This window comes from Acidithiobacillus sp. AC3 (assembly GCF_050261095.1).
Lineage (GTDB): Bacteria > Pseudomonadota > Gammaproteobacteria > Acidithiobacillales > Acidithiobacillaceae > Igneacidithiobacillus > Igneacidithiobacillus copahuensis.
Map to the genome: position 1 here is coordinate 551,853 of NZ_CP189838.1, position 16,095 is coordinate 567,947.

Genomic DNA, 16,095 nt, shown 5'->3' on the forward strand with positions numbered 1-16,095 from the left:
AAATTATAATGTTACCGGAAAATCTTGTCTATCCTCTGGCGTTACTTCACCGCGTCGACTTTCCGAGCGGGTTTCTTTGTGATTCAGAGAGGGGCTATCATTCCGGCATGATCAGCAAGATTTTCAGTCCAGCGCAAATCGTCTATCTGCAGTTGCTCGAGGTGGCCCTTCCAGAGGTCATGGAGGGACAGCCCACATCTCTGCAGCAGGAGGCCCGTTTGGTGCCCGTTACCCGCTTGCCAGACATGCCCGCCACACCCCCCGTGAGGGTGATCGAGGACATTCCAGAGCTTTCCGCGGAGGACCCCTTGGCCGATGCTGGCGCAGGACCGCAACCGCCGGCAATCCCAGCAGTTGAAACCGCGACACCGACAGATGTTGTGCCAGCTCCAGAAGAAGATCGTATCGCACGCATCGCGCGCATGGATTGGGCCGTGCTCGAGGCGAGTATCCATGCCTGTCGCGCCTGCAGTCTCGGCGAAACCCGGAAGAATGCCGTTGTTGGCGCGGGTACTCGGCCGAGTCCCTGGCTTTTTGTGGGGGAAGCGCCTGGGGCCGAGGAAGATCGCCGCGGTGAGGCCTTTGTCGGTCGTGGTGGACAGTTGCTCGATGCCATGCTCGGAGCGATGGGGCTCAGTCGGCAGGAGCAGGTCTATATTGCGAATGTGTTGAAATGCCGCCCGCCGCAGAATCGCGACCCTCTCGGCCCCGAGGTGCGCTCTTGCCTGCCCTTTCTGCAGCGCCAGATTGCTTTGCTGCAACCGCGCATCATCGTCGCCATGGGACGCTTCGCGGCACAGAGTCTGCTGCAGAGCGCCGAGCCGCTTGCGAGTCTACGCGGGTCCGTGCAACGCTACGGCGATATTCCCCTCATCGTTACCTATCACCCGGCCTATTTGCTGCGGAATCCCATTGAAAAACGCAAGGTCTGGGAAGACCTCAAACTGGCTCTGCAAACCTATGCGGACCTGCCACAGGGGAGCGATGCCAAGGCTTCGCCCACGGCATAGCGCGGTTGCCAGCCCAATTCCTCTTCCGCGCGCCGACAGTTCACAATTAAGGGGTATTGCAAGCCCAGCAGCCAACCCGGATCCCCCAGGCGCCGAGTGAAGGGGCGCAGTCTTTGGTGCAGCCAGTGTAGTTGCCGTGGGCTGACAGGGATTTGCCATCGTCGCGGAATTTGTGACCAGGCCACGGGCTCCGGCGCGGCGATGTTGAAAGCCCCGTGCGCGCCCCGCTCCCAGGCGGCCAGAATGGCGGCAGCGGCATCTTCCTCATGCAGACATTGAATGGGTAGCTCAGGATTGGGGAGGCGCAGGCCAATCGCTGAGCAGGCGATGGCATTCACCAGAGGCTGGGCGTGTTGCCCGACTATGGCATGCAGACGCAGACGGCTGAGTCGCAATTCTGGATGACGCAGACTGTATTCCTGCATCAGCGCTTCGACGGAAGTCTTGTCTTCTGCGTAGGCAAAGCCCGGCGGCGGACGCAACGGCTGGTCCTCACTGATGCCTTCGGGATTGTCCGGCCAAGCGCCATAGACCGCCACGCTACTACTGTACACGAAGCGCTCGACCCCGGCGCTACTCGCTGCCTGCAGCAAGCGCCCGCTACCCTCGCGATTGATTTCGGCCATCTCTGCCCGCCAGTGGCGCTGTCGACCCAGACGCGGGCTGAGTACCACAAAGGCCAGATGGATGACGCTGTCCACGCCCGCCAGAATGGGTTGCCAATCGACAGCACGCAAATCACCCTGCCGCCATTGCAGGCGCGGGTGCTGCATTGTGGCGGGGAGAAGATCGAAGGCGATGATCTCCGGCCTGTCTGGGTGTTCCAGCAGGCGCGGTAGCAGGACGCTTGCCGTATGGCCAGCCGACCCGGTGAGCAGTATGCGGCTCATGCCGCGTCGGCGCGGGAGTCGTTCAGCGCTGGCAAGACTTCGTGGGCCAGGAGTTCGAGGGAGCGCCGCGTAACGTCGGAAGAAACCATCCCCGCACCCACCGCCAGCAGCAGGCGATCCACTCCTGCCCGGGCATAGCGCGCCAGCCCTTTGCGGCACTGCTCGGGGGTGCCCACCACGACCATGCCCATGGTCTCCAGCAGGCGCAGGCTCAGGCCTTTACGCAGCAGCGGTTCAAGAAATGCCAGGCGATGGTAATACTCGTAACTTTCCCGTAACTGCGCCAGCACGGGCCGAGTCTGATCAAGCAGACGCTGATAATACCAGGTGAAGCCTTCGGCCAGGCGCCGCGCTTCTGCGCCATCTTCCAGACACAGGCAGCCAATGGTCATGGCAAACTGCGGATGGAAGCCGGGCGTGGCGGCATACGGACTCGCTTGCACGGCGCGGCGGTAGGCTTTCAGGTCCTGCTTGATGAGAAACCATGGTTTGAATGGACCACTGAGCACGCCAATGCCTTCCTGCGCCGCCCAGGCAAAGGTTTGCGGGCTGACGGCGGCGACCCAGAGCGGCGGATGGGGTTGTTGCAGCGGTTTGGGTAGAATATCGATGTTTTCCAGCTGGTACAGTTTGCCCTGGTGCTGCACCGGACCCCCTCCCGCGGCACGCAGAATCGCCAGGCCTTCTTGCAGATGGGCGCGGCTGTCGCCCATTGCGGCGCCAAAGATGGCATATTCGCGCGGCGAGAAGCCGCGGCCGATTCCCACCTCCAGGCGGCCATTGGAGAGAAGATCGAGTGCCGCAACGCGTTCTGCCACCCGCACGGCGTTGTTGTAGGGTAGGGCGATGACGGCGTGGCCAAGACGCAGGCGCTGGGTACGCTGACTAGCGGCAGCCAGAAAGACCTCGGGGGCGCTGGAATGCGAATACTCGCGCATGAAGTGGTGTTCTACCAACCAGGCGCCATGAAAGCCCAGCGCGTCCGCCAACGCGAGCTCCTCCAGGGTTTCGTGATAGACTTGCAGCTCGCTACGCGGAAGATGGGCGGGTACCGCCAGTTCGTAGAAGAGATCCACCTGCATGATTCGGGAGACTCCATGTCAACTCATACGCCACGTCAGATCGCCGAGCGTCTGGAAATTGCCATCCTAACATCAGAGCAGATGCGACTGCACTGGGTCGATGAGCAGGATCAGACCCACTACATGACGGTTGTTCTGCCCCTTGCCGTGGAGGAGGAAGAAAGCGCCGATTACCTCCGTTGTCGGGTGCTGGAGGACGACACGGAGATTCGCGTGCGCGTCGATCTGATCCAGAATCTGCCAACCCCAGTCAAATAGGCGTCAGACAAACTCCGGGTTCTCCTCTTCCCAATCCGGATCACGCAGAATGGTCTTGCGATAGTAGCGTAGCTCCTCGATGGATTCGCGGATATCGCTGAGGGCCTCATGGCGTTCCGACTTCTGAAAGCGGGGGAGTTTGTTGTACCAGCGGGCGCTCAATTCCTTCAAGGTTGAGACATCGATCAGACGATAATGGAAAAAGCGCTCCAGGCGTGGCATGTGCTGTGCGAGGAAACGGCGATCCTGACAGACGCTATTGCCACAGAGAGGGGAGGTACCGGGAGTGACGTGGGCGGAGAGAAAATCCAGGGTTTGCGTTTCCACAGCGGCCAGGTCGAGGCGACTTGCGCGCACGCGATCAATCAGCCCAGAAGCCCCATGAGTACGTTGATTCCAGTCGTCCATGGCGCGCAGCACGGATTCCTCGTGGTGGACTGCCAACACGGGACCCTCGCAAATAACGCGCAGTTGGTTGTCGGTGATGATACTGGCGATTTCCAGGATCTGATCCTGCTGCGGCTGTAGACCAGTCATCTCGAGGTCGATCCAGACTAGGCGCTGACTCTTGGGGTCCATTGGCTCTCCTCATGATCATTGCGGCATGGTACCATGCTCTAGCCCGGATAAAAAAAGACGGGCGAGATGCCCGTCTAATAGCCGCAAAACAACCGCTACAAACTTTTTGGCTGCCAGGTCTTGGCCTGCTTGCCCTGAATCGTACGCTCCGACTCCCGAGGCTTGGGTAGATCGCCTTCCTTGGGTGGTAGATTGCCGGGGTAATGTTTCAAGAATATTTCTGGGTGTGCGCTGGAATATTCTGGGGTAGTTCTGGCGCTCAGGATAAAAAAAGACGGGCGAGGTGCCCGTCTAATAGCCGCAAAACAACCGCTACAAACTTTTTGGCTGCCAGGTCTTGGCCTGCTTGCCCTGAATCGTACGCTCCGACTCCCGAGGCTTGGGTAGATCGCCTTCCTTGAGTGGTAGATTGCCGGGGTAATGTTTCAAGAATATTTCCGGGTGTGCTCTGGAATATTCTGGGGTAGCTCTGGCGCTTAGGATAAAAAAAGACGGGCGAAGTACCCGTCTAATAGCCGCAAAACAACCGCTGAAGTGCAGATACGGAATCGCATCTACATTCAATGCCCTGGATTCTGCGAGGGAATTGTTTCAGAATTATTTCCTGAGGGGCTGAAGAGTGAGCGATTCATGGCTGTGGTTCTGATCGTCGACGACGATTTGCGCTTGGCACAGATGCTGAAAGGCTTTCTGGAGAAGGAGGGCTTTGGTGTACTCCTGGCGGGTAATGGCACGGAGATGTGGCAGCAGCTTTCCCACGGTGCGATCGACGTACTCATCCTCGACTGGATGCTCCCCGGCGGCAAAGACGGTATCGCCCTCGTCAAGGAACTGCGGGGCAAGAACGCCCCGCCGGTGCTGATGCTCTCCGCACGAGGGGATGATGATGATCGCATCAGTGGCCTGGAAAGCGGCGTCGATGACTACCTCGCCAAACCCTTCAATGCGCGGGAGTTGGTGGCTCGTTTGCGTTCCCTGTTGCGCCGACAGGGACGCGAGGAACCCAGCTCCAGCCTGTCATTTGGGCGTTTCCGACTCGATTTGGCCAGCCGACGCCTGTTCGCCGACGGGCAGGAACTGGATCTCAATCCGGCCGAAATGGAACTGCTACTGGTCTTTGCCCAGCGGCCCCGCCGAATTCTCAGTCGCGATACCTTGCTGCAAATTCTTGGGGGAGAGGAGGATGGCCGCTTTGACCGGAGTATCGATGTGCGGGTCACGCGGCTGCGTAAGATCATCGAGGACAATCCCAAACAGCCACGTTTCCTGCTTACCGAACGGGGAGTCGGCTACCGTTTCGACCCCGGTCAGGCGGAGTCGTAGCCCAGATCCCGACTGGTGATGGGGTGTTGCCACAGCGTGCGTCCATGGACGTCCTTGCAGCTCACCAGGACCTGGCGGTCGGCGCCTTGACCGTGGAAGGCAAGAGAGCAGTAATTGCGCTCCTGCACCAGAGTTCCGGGCACGCGGTAGGGATTGTGATCGCCCTTGGCGGGCCCGGAATTGAGGGGGGAACTGGTGATTTCCCAGAGGGGGTAGACATGCTTGCCGCTATAGCGCGGGCGCGGGCGACGCATGAGTTCGGAAATGTGACGATCGCCCGACAAGAAAATCACCCCGCGAATTTGATTGTTTGCCAGCCAGTCGAGGAAGTCCTGCCGTTCTTCCGGGTAGAGATTCCAGCCCTCATACGCGTCGTCATCATTCAGCATCTGTCCGCCCGCCGCGATGAATTTGAAACGGGCATGGGAGCTCAACAGCGCATTTTTGAGCCAATCCAGTTGCGTCTTGCCAAACATGACCTTGCCGCGGGATGCGGCAGCGGCATCGGCATCCCGATACCAGCGATCGTCGAGCAGGAAGAAGTCGGCATCGTAGACCGATTGCTGGGTGAATACCCCGGGCGTGCCGGGTAAACCAAAGCTGGGGTTGGGGCCAATAGGACTGGAAGAGTCGCAGTGCCGTCTCCTTGAAAATAAAGCTGCTGTCACTGTCATTAGGGCCATAGTCGTGGTCGTCCCAGATGGCGATCTGCGGAGTGCTGTTCAGAAACCGTTGCAGCGGGGCAAAAGCGCGATCAGACCAGTAGCGCAGGGCCATTCCCGCAGGACTGGCGAAGTCGGCTTCACGAAAATACAGATTATCACCGAGCCAAATCATCAGGTCGGCCTGTTCCTGTCGCATGGGTTCGTAGATTTCATAGCCACCACCATAGGGCTTCCCCGGACGATCATAGCGGGGGTCGTTGATGTAGGCGCAGGACCCAGTCAAGACCTTGAAGTCCGGCGCTGGGGCGCGGAACTTCCATAGACTTGGGGTACGCAGCAGGGGCCCGGGACTCGGTAAGACCTGATTGTTGAGGAGGAGCTGGGTTTGGTAGCGGGTGTCTGGCTGCAGCTCATCCAGAACGATATTGACGCTATAGAAATTCCCTGCGTCGGTCTGTACCGTTTCGCTGTGCTGCACCGCTCCCTTGCCGTCCTGCGCTTGGTAACGGATCTGTACTTGCGCGGGTCCCAGGGTCTGTACCCAGACCGTCGCCGAGCGATAGGCCGGATAGCCCAGCATCGGCCCGGCATGGAGACGAGTAGCCAAAGCCGGAAGATTCATGGCCCATAGCGGCATGGGAAGCATCCCGGCGCCACCAAGTACGAGGCCGCTGCGCAGGAAATCGCGACGTTGCATCCGATTTTTCATGTTTACCTCTGTCTATCGTTCAGTCGTTGCTGTGCAGGACGAACTCTACCCACAGTTCCAGCTGAAAACGTTTGCCTTTGAGTTCTGGTGGAAGGGCGGGGAGGCGTGCCTCGCGCACGGCGCTCAGGGCAGCGCTATTGAAGGAATCCATACTGCCTTTTCGCAATATGCGCAGACCCGTGATTACGCCATCCTGCAGGGTGAACTCCACTTGCACCCGCCCGCCCTGACCAAGCATCCGCGCTGCATCCGGAAAGTGCACGGCGGCTTGGATGGCACCCTTGACCTGGGCCAGATAATCCGCCTTGACCGCTGGATTGGCGGGTGCCGGTGGTGGTGGCGTAGGCGTGACCGGCGGCGCCGGGGGCGCCTGCACCGGGCTGGGCAAAGGGCTGGGGGGCAGAACCTCGCGAACCGGTGCCGGTGCCGGTTTCGGGCGAGGTGCCGGGTGCGGGAGTGGACGCGGCTGGGGTTTCGGCGTCGGCTTGGGCGTGGGCTTCGGAGGCGTTGATACTGGTGGTTTCGGTGCCGGCGGCGTCGGTTTGGGGGGCTCCTCTTTCACCAGCTGCAGTTGCATGGGCGGCAGAGCCGGCGGTGGCGGTGTCCGCTGCTGCGCAGTTTCCCAGACAATTACGCCGATGAGGATAGCTTCCGCCACCGCCGCCAACAGCAGAGCGCGTCCCCCTGCGGGGCGCGGGCTTTGCGCCTGGATCAGATTACCAAGGCCGCGCAGGTCCGTACTCATGCGCCGCCCACTCCTCCGGCTTTGGCCGCCAGGCCGATGGCCGTCACACCGGCACTGCGGCAGGCATCCATGACCTTGACCAGGGCCTGAATGTCCGCTGTTTTGTCAGCGGCGATGGTCACCTGGGTTTCGCTCGGTTGATGGTTGTGCAGGTAATCGCTCAGGGCGCTTAGTGTCATGGTCTTGCCCTCTACCTCGATGTGACCGTCGGGGTACAGGTTCACCACTACCTTGGGCTTGGGCAGTGTTTGCGCCGTACTGGAGCCTGGCATATTTGCGGGCAGTCCCTGGTCAGGGATCATGTGGATCGTAATCATGATGAAGAAAATTAATAAAAACAGCATGATATCGATCATTGGGATGATCTCTACCCGGCCTTTCTTTACCTCCAGGTATTGCATGGCGCTCAGACCTCCTGCGCCGCGTAATAGACCGGCTTTGCCGAACTCGTACCGAGTTCGTGCTGCTCCAGTCCTTCCAGGCGATTGACGAGCATGGTCCGCAGGGTTTCCATCTGGTGGACCACGAGGCGCATGCGATTGTGCAGGCCGTTGAAGGTGATCAGACCAATGATGGCAATGACCAGACCGGCGGCAGTCGCCAACAGGGCCTCGGCGACATTGCCGGTAATGGCGGTGGGATGGTTGCTGACACTGTCGAGTACTTGAAAGGCATGGAACATGCCGACGATGGTCCCCAACAGACCGAGCAGCGGTGCCAAGGTGACAGTGGTGTCAAGAACCCACAAACCGCGATCGAGGGTGGGAACCTGGCGCATGACCACTTCCTGCAGAATCTCCGCCATGCGCCCGCTGTCGCGGATATTCGGATAGCGCAAGGGCACCTCCAGCAGGGCTTTGAAAGGCGCCGGCGTGCTCTCGGCAAGAGGGCGCAGATTATGGGCGTTCAGGTCCGGCAATTGATCGAGACTCTGCGCAGATTGTTCGCCCAGATGGGTCATGCGGTTCAGAAACAGAAAACGCTCAAAGCTCACCCAGAGGACGATGAGCAAGAGGATGGGCATAATGAAAAGGATCCCGCCGGACTCGGCGGCGATCTTGAACAGCTCGGTAAAATTCATGGTACGGAATCCTCAAAGGAAGGGGCCGCCAGAGCGGCCCAGATCTGGCTCAGAAAGTGGCGTCTACGGTGGCGTAGACGTTGAAAGGCAGGTTCAGCTTTTGATAAGGATTGTTGCTGCTGCCGGTATAACTGACGATGTAGCTGCGATCGAAAAGATTGTTGAGATTGAGCGAGGCAGTCACCTTCTTGAAGCCGAGGGTATCGCTGAGGGGCGCATTGTGGAAGGTATAGCGCAGACTCATGTTGCTGTAGAAGCGACTACCCAGGGGCAGGAAACTGCTGCCAAGGCTGTAGTAGGAGTTTCCCATCTCATTAAACGAGATCGTTCCACGGAAGCCGTGGTAGCGAGCGATAAAGCCCACCGCTTCGGTGTGGTGCGGGGCATAGGGGAAGGGCTGCCCGGCGGAGGTCAGACGGGCGTCGAGGATACCGACGTTGGCGTAGGCACTGAAGATATCGTTCAGCACCACATTGTTCTGCCAACTGATGCCCTGGTTGATCGCCTTGCCGGCGTTCGCCAGCACCGTCTGATTCAAGGAACCTACCAGGATGGTGGTGCTCAGGATGTAATTGCTGAAATCCACGCGGAAGGCCTGCAATTGCGAAGACCAGGGACCAATTTCCCAATTGGTGCCCACCGAGTAGGTCTTGGCACGCTGGGGCTGCAGGTTGGCATTGTAGGTGCCGGTATAGAACTGGTTGTAGGCTGGGGGATTACTGTTCTCGCTGTAATTCACATAGGCGTGCCAATTGGGCAGGATGCGCAGGTTGGCGCCCACGGAGGGCAGCACCGAGCTAAAATTGACGTCGAATTTGCCAGGGCGCCCACGCGCCAGGGCCACGTCATCGATAAAGCTGCGGCTGACGTACAAATACTTGAAACCGGCCGTCAATTTGAGCGCATCGACGGGCTTGTAATTGAGCACCACGAAGGGCTGATAGGTGTTCGTGACTACCGGCTCGTAGTAGCTGGAGCCCAGGTAGACATTGCTCATGCTGAGATAGCGTGAATCGTGCAAGGTGTTGTTGTGGTTGAACCAAAAGCCCAGCTCGCTATCCACCGGTCCTAGCGGCACGAGCAGCTTGGCAATATTGCCCCAGCGATGGGTATTGTTGACGCTGTCGCGCAGCAACACCTGTCCAGCGCTGGGCCGCACCGTTGCGATGGCCCCGGTCGGCGTCAGCACCGTCTGGCTGTAAGTGGTAGCACTAGCGCTAAAGCCATCGCCATAGTAGTAATACAATTGATCCGAGAAGTGAACTCGTCCGAGATGTCCTTCGTACTTGGCGTAGCCCAGCCAGTTGATATAATTGTTGTAGTTGAAACCAGAATACAGGTAGTTCACCGTGCCATTGGGATTCAGCAGGTTGCTGGTATAGCTGTTGTAATCCCGGCCAAATTCGGCAATCTGCGCCGCAGTCGCGCCATTGTAGTAATTGAAGCGCTGGTTGTTCTGGGTGAAGAACAGGGTCAGGTTGCCGGGGCCGATGTGGGTAAGTGATTTGAAGAGAAACTGCGTCTGCGTAGCGCCGTTGTTCTGGAAGTAGCCATCGCGCTGGGTTTGATTGACATAGATCCAGGCCGAGGTGGGAGCGATGTTCTTGGCAAAGAGCCCAGTATTGATCAAACCACCATAGTTGTACTTGCCAAAGCTGCCGCCACCGACAATGGGCCGCACGATGGGGAAAGGCGAGGGCTTGAGACTGTAGGTGGCGAAGGCGCCGCCGAAGGCGGCCAGGCCGGGTAGGGCGGCCGATTCGGCGCCGGGATAATATTTGGCCCCGGCTACCAGTACCGAAGGAATGAACTCGTTAGTGTAGTAGGTATAGCTGTCGTTGTCGTTGAGAGGGATGCCATCCAGGGTGAAATTGATGAGCGACTTGCTGAAGCCGTTGATGTAGACGTCATCGCCATCCATGCTGTCACCGCTGCTGACGACCATGGCGTTGGGCAGGGTGTTGAGTACCTGGGTGTAGGAATCGGTGGGGCTGATCATCTCAAACTGCCCCTTGGTGATGGTGGTCTCCTGCTGGGTGGCGGTCTTGTCAAACTTCTGCACGCGCTGAATATCGCTCTTGGGTGTCTGGCCCACGTTCAGATTGGGGGCGGCACCGAAAAAACCGGTCTCGCTGCTGGCAGTTCCGGTAACCGTACCGAGAGACTGGGTATCGGCATGGGCATTGATCTGTACCAAAGCGCCAATGGCTGCCGCTACGGACAGCGCCAGGGATTTCTTCGTGTTCATTCTGATACGCTCCTGTCGATGATGAGTCACTTTTGCCGCGGCTCTAGGTCTCACCTGCGTGGGTCAGACCTTATGTGGGAGGAACTCTATCAGAGAAATGTTACAGTTGTATGAATCTTTCGTGACAGTTTTATGACACCCGCGTTCCTCTCTGACAAGTAAATTGTGCTACACTGTACCTCGTTGATCCTATGGAGGTATTTAGTCATGTCCTATGCAAGGTTTGCGGTCGCACTCTTCCTCCCTCTAGCTCTTTCGGCTTGCGCCACGATGTCGCCGGTGGCGGGGAACTTTCCTCCTATCACACCCCACCAGGCGCAAAGCGGGGCCGAGAATGGCAAACTCGTACGCTGGGGCGGCGAGTTGATTCAGGCCGAGCCCGAGGCCCAGCAGACCTGTTTCACCGTGCTGGGTTTCCCCCTCAACTCCGAGGGCCGCCCGGTACTTGGTCGTCAGGCTGCGGATGTCGGTCGTTTTCTCGCCTGTGCGCCCGGATTCTACGATCCGACCTTATACGCCGCGGGACGCGAGGTGACCTTTATCGGAACCATACAAGGGATTGTGGTCAAGAAGGTGGGGGGGTTCGAATATCCCTATCCGCGTCTGAGTGCCAGTCAGGTTTATCTCTGGCCCGTGCCAGAGCCGGAGCCGCGCATGAGCACTGTCGTCGTGAGTGGCGGATGGGGCTGGGGCTGGCCGGGTTATTACGGCCCGTTTGGTCCGCGTTTTGGCTGGATGTATCCCTGGTGACCTGATCTCGCCCAGACAGGGCGTGTCCTGCGGACGTCTGCGTGCTAGACTCCCGCCTTTACGGGTGGGGCGCAAATGATTCGGAGTATGACGGGGTATGCCCGGGTGGTGGCGGGCGGGGCGGAAGATGGACGATCCTGGGAAGTCCGTGCGGTAAATCATCGCTTCCTGGAGATCGTCCTGCACCTTCCCGACAGTCTCCTTGGCATCGAGGCAGAATTGCGTCGGCGGGTCGCGCAGGTGGTCAAGCGCGGCAGGGTTGAACTGTGGCTGCGACATTCTGCCCAGGAGGAGCAGCCGAGTATTCGCATCAACCCCGCATTGCTGGCGGAACTGCGTGGCGCCGTAGGTGAGATTGCAGAGTTGTGGGACGCACCGCTCCCGGAACCCGATCCCCTCGAGCTGTTGCGCTGGCCGGGTGTCCTGCAGGCCCGAGAAATAGAGGAAATTCAGCCTGAGGCGTTGCTGGCGCATCTCGATGATGCCCTGCAGGAGCTGCAGGCATCGCGTCTGCGGGAAGGCAGCGCTCTTGCAGAAATTTTCCTGCAAAAGCTGGGCGCCATGGAGGAGATACTGCAATCCCTGCGCGTGCAACTTCCCGGCATTGAAGCGCGGCTGGCAGAACGCCTGGAACGACGCCTGGGCGATTTGCGGCAACAGGTGGAACCCGGCCGTTGGGAGCAAGAGCTGGTCTTTTATTTGCACCGGCAGGATGTGGCCGAGGAAATGGAACGATTGACAACGCACCTTGCAGAAATTCGCCAAGTGTTGCAACGTGACGAGGCCGTCGGACGACGTCTGGATTTCCTGGTGCAGGAGTGCAATCGGGAGGCCAATACCTTGGGCTCCAAGGCCGGCGATCCACAGGTCAGTCGGGCCGCCATCGAGCTCAAGGTGCTGATCGAACAGTTGCGTGAGCAGATCCAGAATGTGGAGTAGCCATAATCATGAGTGATCGCGCCCATCATGCAGGGATTCTCTGGATCATTTCGGCGCCCAGCGGCGCCGGCAAGACCAGCCTGTCTCGTGCTCTGGTGCAGGAAACGACGGCTCTGCGCACGTCGGTGTCTTTTACCACGCGCGCTCCGCGTCCGGGAGAGATCGATGGTCAGGACTATCACTTCATCTCGGCAGAGCAATTTGCCGGAATGGCAGAGCGTGGAGAATTCCTGGAGCATGCGTTGGTACACGGCAACCGGTATGGTACCGGCGAATCGTGGGTGAAAAAGCAGCTCTTTTCCGGGGTGGACTGCTTGCTGGAAATCGACTGGCAGGGTGCGCGCCTGGTGCGAGAGCGCTTGCCAGAGCATGTCGTCAGCGTTTTCATCCTTCCACCTTCCTTGGCCGTTCTCGCTGAACGCTTGCGGGGTCGCGGCCAGGATAGCGACGAGGTGATTGCCCGACGACTGGCGGCAGCGCGGGAAGAGCTGCTACATTACGATGAGTTTGATTATCTCGTGGTTAATGAGGAGTTTCAGCGCGCTTTGGAGGACTTGCGTTGTGTCGTGCGTGCCGAGCATCTGCGGCGCAATCGCCAGCAGCACGAGGAACACACGCGTCTGCGTACTCTTTTGGCGTGATTTTGTAAAATAGTGAGGGAATGCCGTCATGGCTCGTATTACTGTAGAAGACTGTTTGTCGAAGGTGGACAACCGCTTTGAGCTGACCTTGGTGGCAGCCCGGCGTGCCCGCCAGCTGGCTGGTGGTGCGCAGCCATTGCTTCCCGCCGGGAGAGATAAAAATACCGTGATGGCGCTACGCGAAATTGCCGCCGGTAAGGTGAGTCGTGCCATCCTCGACGAGCCGGCACCGCCACCTTTGGCCAGTTTCCCCGGCGCTGCACGGCGGGAATCCGCAGGTATCGAGGATGTCGGCGGCGACTGAACTCAGCAACCCGGCAGACTCCGTTTTTCTGGCGGAGGCTGCCGAGGTGTTGCAGCTCTCGCCGGTAACCCCGGCTTTGGATGATCCTTGTGCGCCGCTACGTCTTCTCCTACAGCGCTATCTGTCGCCAGAAGATGTGCAGAAGGTGCGCGATGCCTATGAGCTGGCGGCATTGGCGCATCGGGAGCAGCGGCGCCGTAGTGGTGAACCCTACATTCATCACCCGGTGGCGGTTGCCTGTATCCTCGCAGAACTTCAGTTGGATGTCGCCACCATACAGGCAGCGCTCTTGCATGATGTCATCGAGGATTGTGGCATCAGCAAAGACGAGCTGACGGAACGCTTCGGCGCCGAGGTCACCGAGATGGTAGATGGCGTCAGCAAACTCGGCCAAGTGCGCTTCGAGACCCGGGAAGAGGCGCAGGCGGAAAACTTCCGCAAGATGTTTCTGGCGATGTCACGTGATATCCGCGTCGTGCTGATCAAACTTGCCGACCGGTTACACAACATGCGCACCATGGGGGTGATGGCGGCGGACAAACGCCGGCGCATTTCCCGCGAGACCCTGGATATCTATGCGCCAATCGCCCAGCGTCTGGGTATCCACGCCATTCGTATCGAGTTGGAAGAACTCGCCTTTTCGCATCTCTATCCGAAACGCTGGCATGCCCTGAATCAAGCGATCAAGGCAGCCCGGGGTAATCGTAAAGAGGGCGTACAGAAAATTGGACAGCTGATTGCCGAGCGTTTGCGGCAGGAAGCGATCCATGCCCAGGTAAGTGGGCGGGAAAAGCATGTCTACAGCATTTACCGGAAGATGCAGCGCAAGGGACTACCTTTTTCCGCCATTCACGATCTCCATGCTTTTCGCATCATTGTCGATGATGTCGATACCTGCTACCGAGTGCTCGGCATCGTCCATAGTCTGTTTCGTCCCATTCCCGGGCGTTTCAAAGATTACATCGCCATCCCGAAATCGAATGGCTATCAGTCTCTCCATACCATCCTGCTAGGGCCTTTTGGACATCCGGTGGAGATCCAGATTCGGACCGAGGATATGCATCGGGTGGCGGAAGCCGGAGTGGCCGCGCATTGGCTCTACAAGAGCGGAATTCAGCGGGCTCATGCCGAGGCGCAGGCGCGCGCGTGGATCCAGCGTCTGCTGGAGTTGCAGGCCCAGGGGGGGGATTCGCAAGAGTTTCTCGAAAGCCTGAAGATGGATCTCTTCCCTGATGAGGTCTACGTGTTCACCCCGAAGGGCAAAATTCTAGGTCTACCGCGGGGTGCTACGGCCATTGATTTTGCCTATGCCGTGCACAGTGATATCGGTAATCGCGCGGTGGCCGCCAAAATCAATGAGATCTATGTGCCGTTGCGCAGCATCATCGACAATGGTGACAAGGTGGAGATCATCACCGCCGAGTCGGCACATCCCCAGGCCGGCTGGCTGGAGGTCGTGGTCACCGCCAAGGCGCGTGCCAATATCCGCTCTTACCTCAAGACCATTCAGCGTGGTGACGCGGAACAACTGGGTGCCAGTCTGCTCGACAAGGCCCTGCGTAGTCTGGGAACCTCTCTCGAAGCATTGACGGAAGAAGATTTTCAGCGTGTCTATCCCACTTTTCAGGTGGCAGACCGTAGCGCCTTGTTGGTGTCGATCGGCATCGGTCAGGTCATTCCGCTGGTGGTGGCGCAAAAACTCGTACCCGAGGAAGAGCGTGGGCGTCTGGCGCAAACGGCGCGCCGACTGGGGCAGGCGGTAAGCTCCTTGCTACCGGGGCGGCCTGGGCGTGAGACGGGACACAACCAGCCATTGCTGATCCGCGGTACCGAGGGGATGCCAGTTACCCTGGCGCGCTGTTGTCGTCCCATTCCCGGGGATCCGATCCTCGGCTTCATCACGGCGGGCAAAGGGATTGTGGTGCACACCCACGATTGCCACAACATTCGGGAATGGCGCAAGCGTCGTGACCGCTGGGTGGACGTGCAGTGGGATCCCGAAGTGCATGCCGAGTTTCCGGTCCTGGTGCGGGTTGTGGCGGAGAGTGGACGCGGGGTCCTGGCGCGGGTGGCAACCCATATCGCCCAGGCCGATGCCAACATCGATCATGTCGATATCGAACCCCAGGATGGCCTGTATACCGGTATTACCTTTACCATCACGGTGCGCGACCGCGATCACCTGGCCCAGGTGGTGCGGAATTTACGCTCCCTGCCCTCGGTGTCGCGGGTGCAGCGCGTGAAAGGATGAATTGTCAGGAGATTGTCATGCCCAAACCCGTTCACAGTGCAGAGGCCCCAAAGGCCATAGGCGCCTACAGTCAGGCCATGATCCATGGCGATCTGCTGTATCTCTCTGGTCAGATCCCGATCGATCCGAAAACGGGAGAGCTGGTGCAGGGAGACTTTGCTGTGCAGATGCAACAGGTCCTGGATAATTTGCAAGCCGTCTGTGGGGCGGCGGGCACCGACCTACGGCGGGCGGTGAAATTACAGGTGTATCTGAGTGATCTGAGCAATTTTGCGACGGTGAATGCGCTCATGGAAAAATTTTTTACCCCTCCCTATCCGGCGCGTGCGGCATTACAGGTTGCCGCCTTACCGCGTAACGCGGCGGTGGAGATCGACGGCATCGTCGCCCTGGCTGAGGCGGATCATGCTACCGGCTGATCTGCAGCAGCCGGTTCGCGTTCTTCTGCAACGCTATCCGGAATTGCGTGGCTTGCTGGAAGAAAAGGGAATCCACTGCAATGAGTGTTTCGTCGCCGAGCGAGAAACCTTGGCTGGCGTAGCTGCCATGCATCATCTCGATCTAGAGTTGTTGCTGCAGGACTGGGAAAGGCGCCGCGCGCAAGACGCCAACGCCTGAAG

18 protein-coding genes and 1 pseudogene are annotated in these 16,095 nt (G+C 59.1%); 10 read left to right on the top strand and 9 right to left on the bottom strand.

The genetic code is table 11. From position 1 onward, the window contains the following. The first annotated feature begins 107 nt into the window (after positions 1-107). Entirely contained in the window at positions 108-1,010 is a 903-nt protein-coding gene (locus tag ACQAYK_RS02825; protein WP_215870905.1) for a uracil-DNA glycosylase, read from the top strand. Here the strand turns inward: ACQAYK_RS02825 and ACQAYK_RS02830 are convergent. Further along, positions 959-1,900, bottom strand: coding sequence for an NAD-dependent epimerase/dehydratase family protein (locus tag ACQAYK_RS02830; RefSeq protein ID WP_215870906.1), 942 nt, complete (start codon positions 1,898-1,900; stop codon positions 959-961). The genes ACQAYK_RS02825 and ACQAYK_RS02830 overlap by 52 nt on opposite strands. Continuing rightward, positions 1,897-2,982 (bottom strand): LLM class flavin-dependent oxidoreductase, encoded by a 1,086-nt coding sequence (locus tag ACQAYK_RS02835; protein ID WP_215870907.1) that lies wholly within the window; start codon positions 2,980-2,982, stop codon positions 1,897-1,899. The genes ACQAYK_RS02830 and ACQAYK_RS02835 overlap by 4 nt, the downstream gene beginning before the upstream one ends. Positions 2,983-2,997: 15 nt before the next feature. On the opposite strand from ACQAYK_RS02835, the gene ACQAYK_RS02840 reads away from it, so the two are divergent. Beyond that, positions 2,998-3,240, top strand: coding sequence for a hypothetical protein (locus tag ACQAYK_RS02840; protein WP_215870908.1), 243 nt, complete (start codon positions 2,998-3,000; stop codon positions 3,238-3,240). 3 nt (positions 3,241-3,243) lie between these two features. Here ACQAYK_RS02840 and orn read toward each other — a convergent pair whose 3' ends face one another. Beyond that, positions 3,244-3,819: an oligoribonuclease gene (gene orn / locus ACQAYK_RS02845; RefSeq protein ID WP_215870909.1), complete on the bottom strand. Its 576-nt coding sequence runs from the start codon at positions 3,817-3,819 to the stop codon at positions 3,244-3,246. A 630-nt stretch (positions 3,820-4,449) separates the two neighbouring features. Here orn and ACQAYK_RS02850 point away from each other — a divergent pair. After that, positions 4,450-5,142: a response regulator gene (locus ACQAYK_RS02850; protein ID WP_215870910.1), complete on the top strand. Its 693-nt coding sequence runs from the start codon at positions 4,450-4,452 to the stop codon at positions 5,140-5,142. On the opposite strand, the gene ACQAYK_RS02855 is transcribed toward ACQAYK_RS02850, so the two are convergent. The 6 genes and pseudogenes from ACQAYK_RS02855 to ACQAYK_RS02880 form a co-directional block, all read right to left on the bottom strand. Continuing rightward, complete coding sequence (locus tag ACQAYK_RS02855) at positions 5,127-5,825, bottom strand: alkaline phosphatase D family protein (protein ID WP_483167798.1); 699 nt, start codon at positions 5,823-5,825, stop codon at positions 5,127-5,129. The genes ACQAYK_RS02850 and ACQAYK_RS02855 overlap by 16 nt on opposite strands. A 385-nt stretch (positions 5,826-6,210) precedes the next feature. Next, positions 6,211-6,516: pseudogene (locus ACQAYK_RS02860) on the bottom strand (DUF7800 domain-containing protein); the annotation flags it as partial. Positions 6,517-6,535: 19 nt separating this feature from the next. Further along, positions 6,536-7,261 carry an energy transducer TonB gene (locus ACQAYK_RS02865; RefSeq protein WP_215870911.1) on the bottom strand — a complete coding sequence of 242 codons (726 nt, stop codon included), beginning with the start codon at positions 7,259-7,261 and terminating at the stop codon, positions 6,536-6,538. Continuing rightward, positions 7,258-7,662, bottom strand: coding sequence for an ExbD/TolR family protein (locus ACQAYK_RS02870; RefSeq protein WP_215870912.1), 405 nt, complete (start codon positions 7,660-7,662; stop codon positions 7,258-7,260). Before ACQAYK_RS02870 ends, ACQAYK_RS02865 begins: the two co-directional genes overlap by 4 nt. Before the next feature lie 5 nt (positions 7,663-7,667). Continuing rightward, the gene (locus ACQAYK_RS02875) at positions 7,668-8,342 is read right to left on the bottom strand and encodes a MotA/TolQ/ExbB proton channel family protein (RefSeq protein WP_215870913.1); all 675 of its coding nucleotides are present in this window, start codon (positions 8,340-8,342) and stop codon (positions 7,668-7,670) included. A gap of 49 nt (positions 8,343-8,391) precedes the next feature. Beyond that, complete coding sequence (locus ACQAYK_RS02880) at positions 8,392-10,590, bottom strand: TonB-dependent receptor (RefSeq protein WP_215870914.1); 2,199 nt, start codon at positions 10,588-10,590, stop codon at positions 8,392-8,394. A gap of 207 nt (positions 10,591-10,797) precedes the next feature. On the opposite strand from ACQAYK_RS02880, the gene ACQAYK_RS02885 reads away from it, so the two are divergent. From ACQAYK_RS02885 to ACQAYK_RS02915, 7 genes are all read left to right on the top strand, one after another. Then, positions 10,798-11,340, top strand: a complete 543-nt coding sequence (locus ACQAYK_RS02885; protein WP_215870915.1) for a Slp family lipoprotein — start codon at positions 10,798-10,800, stop codon at positions 11,338-11,340. 75 nt (positions 11,341-11,415) lie between these two features. After that, positions 11,416-12,279: a YicC/YloC family endoribonuclease gene (locus ACQAYK_RS02890; RefSeq protein ID WP_215870916.1), complete on the top strand. Its 864-nt coding sequence runs from the start codon at positions 11,416-11,418 to the stop codon at positions 12,277-12,279. Positions 12,280-12,287: 8 nt separating this feature from the next. Continuing rightward, on the top strand, positions 12,288-12,920 hold the full coding sequence (gene gmk / locus ACQAYK_RS02895; protein WP_215870917.1) for a guanylate kinase: 633 nt from the start codon (positions 12,288-12,290) through the stop codon (positions 12,918-12,920). Between the two features lie 28 nt (positions 12,921-12,948). Further along, positions 12,949-13,224 carry a DNA-directed RNA polymerase subunit omega gene (gene rpoZ, locus ACQAYK_RS02900; RefSeq protein ID WP_215870918.1) on the top strand — a complete coding sequence of 92 codons (276 nt, stop codon included), beginning with the start codon at positions 12,949-12,951 and terminating at the stop codon, positions 13,222-13,224. Continuing rightward, positions 13,208-15,475 carry a RelA/SpoT family protein gene (locus ACQAYK_RS02905; protein ID WP_215870919.1) on the top strand — a complete coding sequence of 756 codons (2,268 nt, stop codon included), beginning with the start codon at positions 13,208-13,210 and terminating at the stop codon, positions 15,473-15,475. Before rpoZ ends, ACQAYK_RS02905 begins: the two co-directional genes overlap by 17 nt. A 17-nt stretch (positions 15,476-15,492) precedes the next feature. Then, entirely contained in the window at positions 15,493-15,894 is a 402-nt protein-coding gene (locus ACQAYK_RS02910; protein ID WP_215870920.1) for a RidA family protein, read from the top strand. Beyond that, positions 15,881-16,093 carry a DUF1858 domain-containing protein gene (locus ACQAYK_RS02915; RefSeq protein WP_215870921.1) on the top strand — a complete coding sequence of 71 codons (213 nt, stop codon included), beginning with the start codon at positions 15,881-15,883 and terminating at the stop codon, positions 16,091-16,093. The genes ACQAYK_RS02910 and ACQAYK_RS02915 overlap by 14 nt, the downstream gene beginning before the upstream one ends. Positions 16,094-16,095 lie beyond the last annotated feature (2 nt).

What these genes read in the sequence shown, in the direction of transcription:
- ACQAYK_RS02850 (WP_215870910.1), top strand. Translation starts at nt 4,450, where the DNA reads ATGGCTGTGGTTCTGATCGTCGACGACGATTTGCGCTTGGCACAGATG.
- ACQAYK_RS02855 (WP_483167798.1), bottom strand. Translation starts at nt 5,825, where the DNA reads ATGGCCCTAATGACAGTGACAGCAGCTTTATTTTCAAGGAGACGGCAC.
- ACQAYK_RS02915 (WP_215870921.1), top strand. Translation starts at nt 15,881, where the DNA reads ATGCTACCGGCTGATCTGCAGCAGCCGGTTCGCGTTCTTCTGCAACGC.
- ACQAYK_RS02830 (WP_215870906.1), bottom strand. Translation starts at nt 1,900, where the DNA reads ATGAGCCGCATACTGCTCACCGGGTCGGCTGGCCATACGGCAAGCGTC.
- ACQAYK_RS02905 (WP_215870919.1), top strand. Translation starts at nt 13,208, where the DNA reads ATGTCGGCGGCGACTGAACTCAGCAACCCGGCAGACTCCGTTTTTCTG.
- ACQAYK_RS02825 (WP_215870905.1), top strand. Translation starts at nt 108, where the DNA reads ATGATCAGCAAGATTTTCAGTCCAGCGCAAATCGTCTATCTGCAGTTG.
- rpoZ (WP_215870918.1), top strand. Translation starts at nt 12,949, where the DNA reads ATGGCTCGTATTACTGTAGAAGACTGTTTGTCGAAGGTGGACAACCGC.
- ACQAYK_RS02865 (WP_215870911.1), bottom strand. Translation starts at nt 7,261, where the DNA reads ATGAGTACGGACCTGCGCGGCCTTGGTAATCTGATCCAGGCGCAAAGC.
- ACQAYK_RS02890 (WP_215870916.1), top strand. Translation starts at nt 11,416, where the DNA reads ATGATTCGGAGTATGACGGGGTATGCCCGGGTGGTGGCGGGCGGGGCG.
- ACQAYK_RS02870 (WP_215870912.1), bottom strand. Translation starts at nt 7,662, where the DNA reads ATGCAATACCTGGAGGTAAAGAAAGGCCGGGTAGAGATCATCCCAATG.
- ACQAYK_RS02885 (WP_215870915.1), top strand. Translation starts at nt 10,798, where the DNA reads ATGTCCTATGCAAGGTTTGCGGTCGCACTCTTCCTCCCTCTAGCTCTT.
- gmk (WP_215870917.1), top strand. Translation starts at nt 12,288, where the DNA reads ATGAGTGATCGCGCCCATCATGCAGGGATTCTCTGGATCATTTCGGCG.
- orn (WP_215870909.1), bottom strand. Translation starts at nt 3,819, where the DNA reads ATGGACCCCAAGAGTCAGCGCCTAGTCTGGATCGACCTCGAGATGACT.
- ACQAYK_RS02910 (WP_215870920.1), top strand. Translation starts at nt 15,493, where the DNA reads ATGCCCAAACCCGTTCACAGTGCAGAGGCCCCAAAGGCCATAGGCGCC.
- ACQAYK_RS02835 (WP_215870907.1), bottom strand. Translation starts at nt 2,982, where the DNA reads ATGCAGGTGGATCTCTTCTACGAACTGGCGGTACCCGCCCATCTTCCG.
- ACQAYK_RS02875 (WP_215870913.1), bottom strand. Translation starts at nt 8,342, where the DNA reads ATGAATTTTACCGAGCTGTTCAAGATCGCCGCCGAGTCCGGCGGGATC.
- ACQAYK_RS02840 (WP_215870908.1), top strand. Translation starts at nt 2,998, where the DNA reads ATGTCAACTCATACGCCACGTCAGATCGCCGAGCGTCTGGAAATTGCC.
- ACQAYK_RS02880 (WP_215870914.1), bottom strand. Translation starts at nt 10,590, where the DNA reads ATGAACACGAAGAAATCCCTGGCGCTGTCCGTAGCGGCAGCCATTGGC.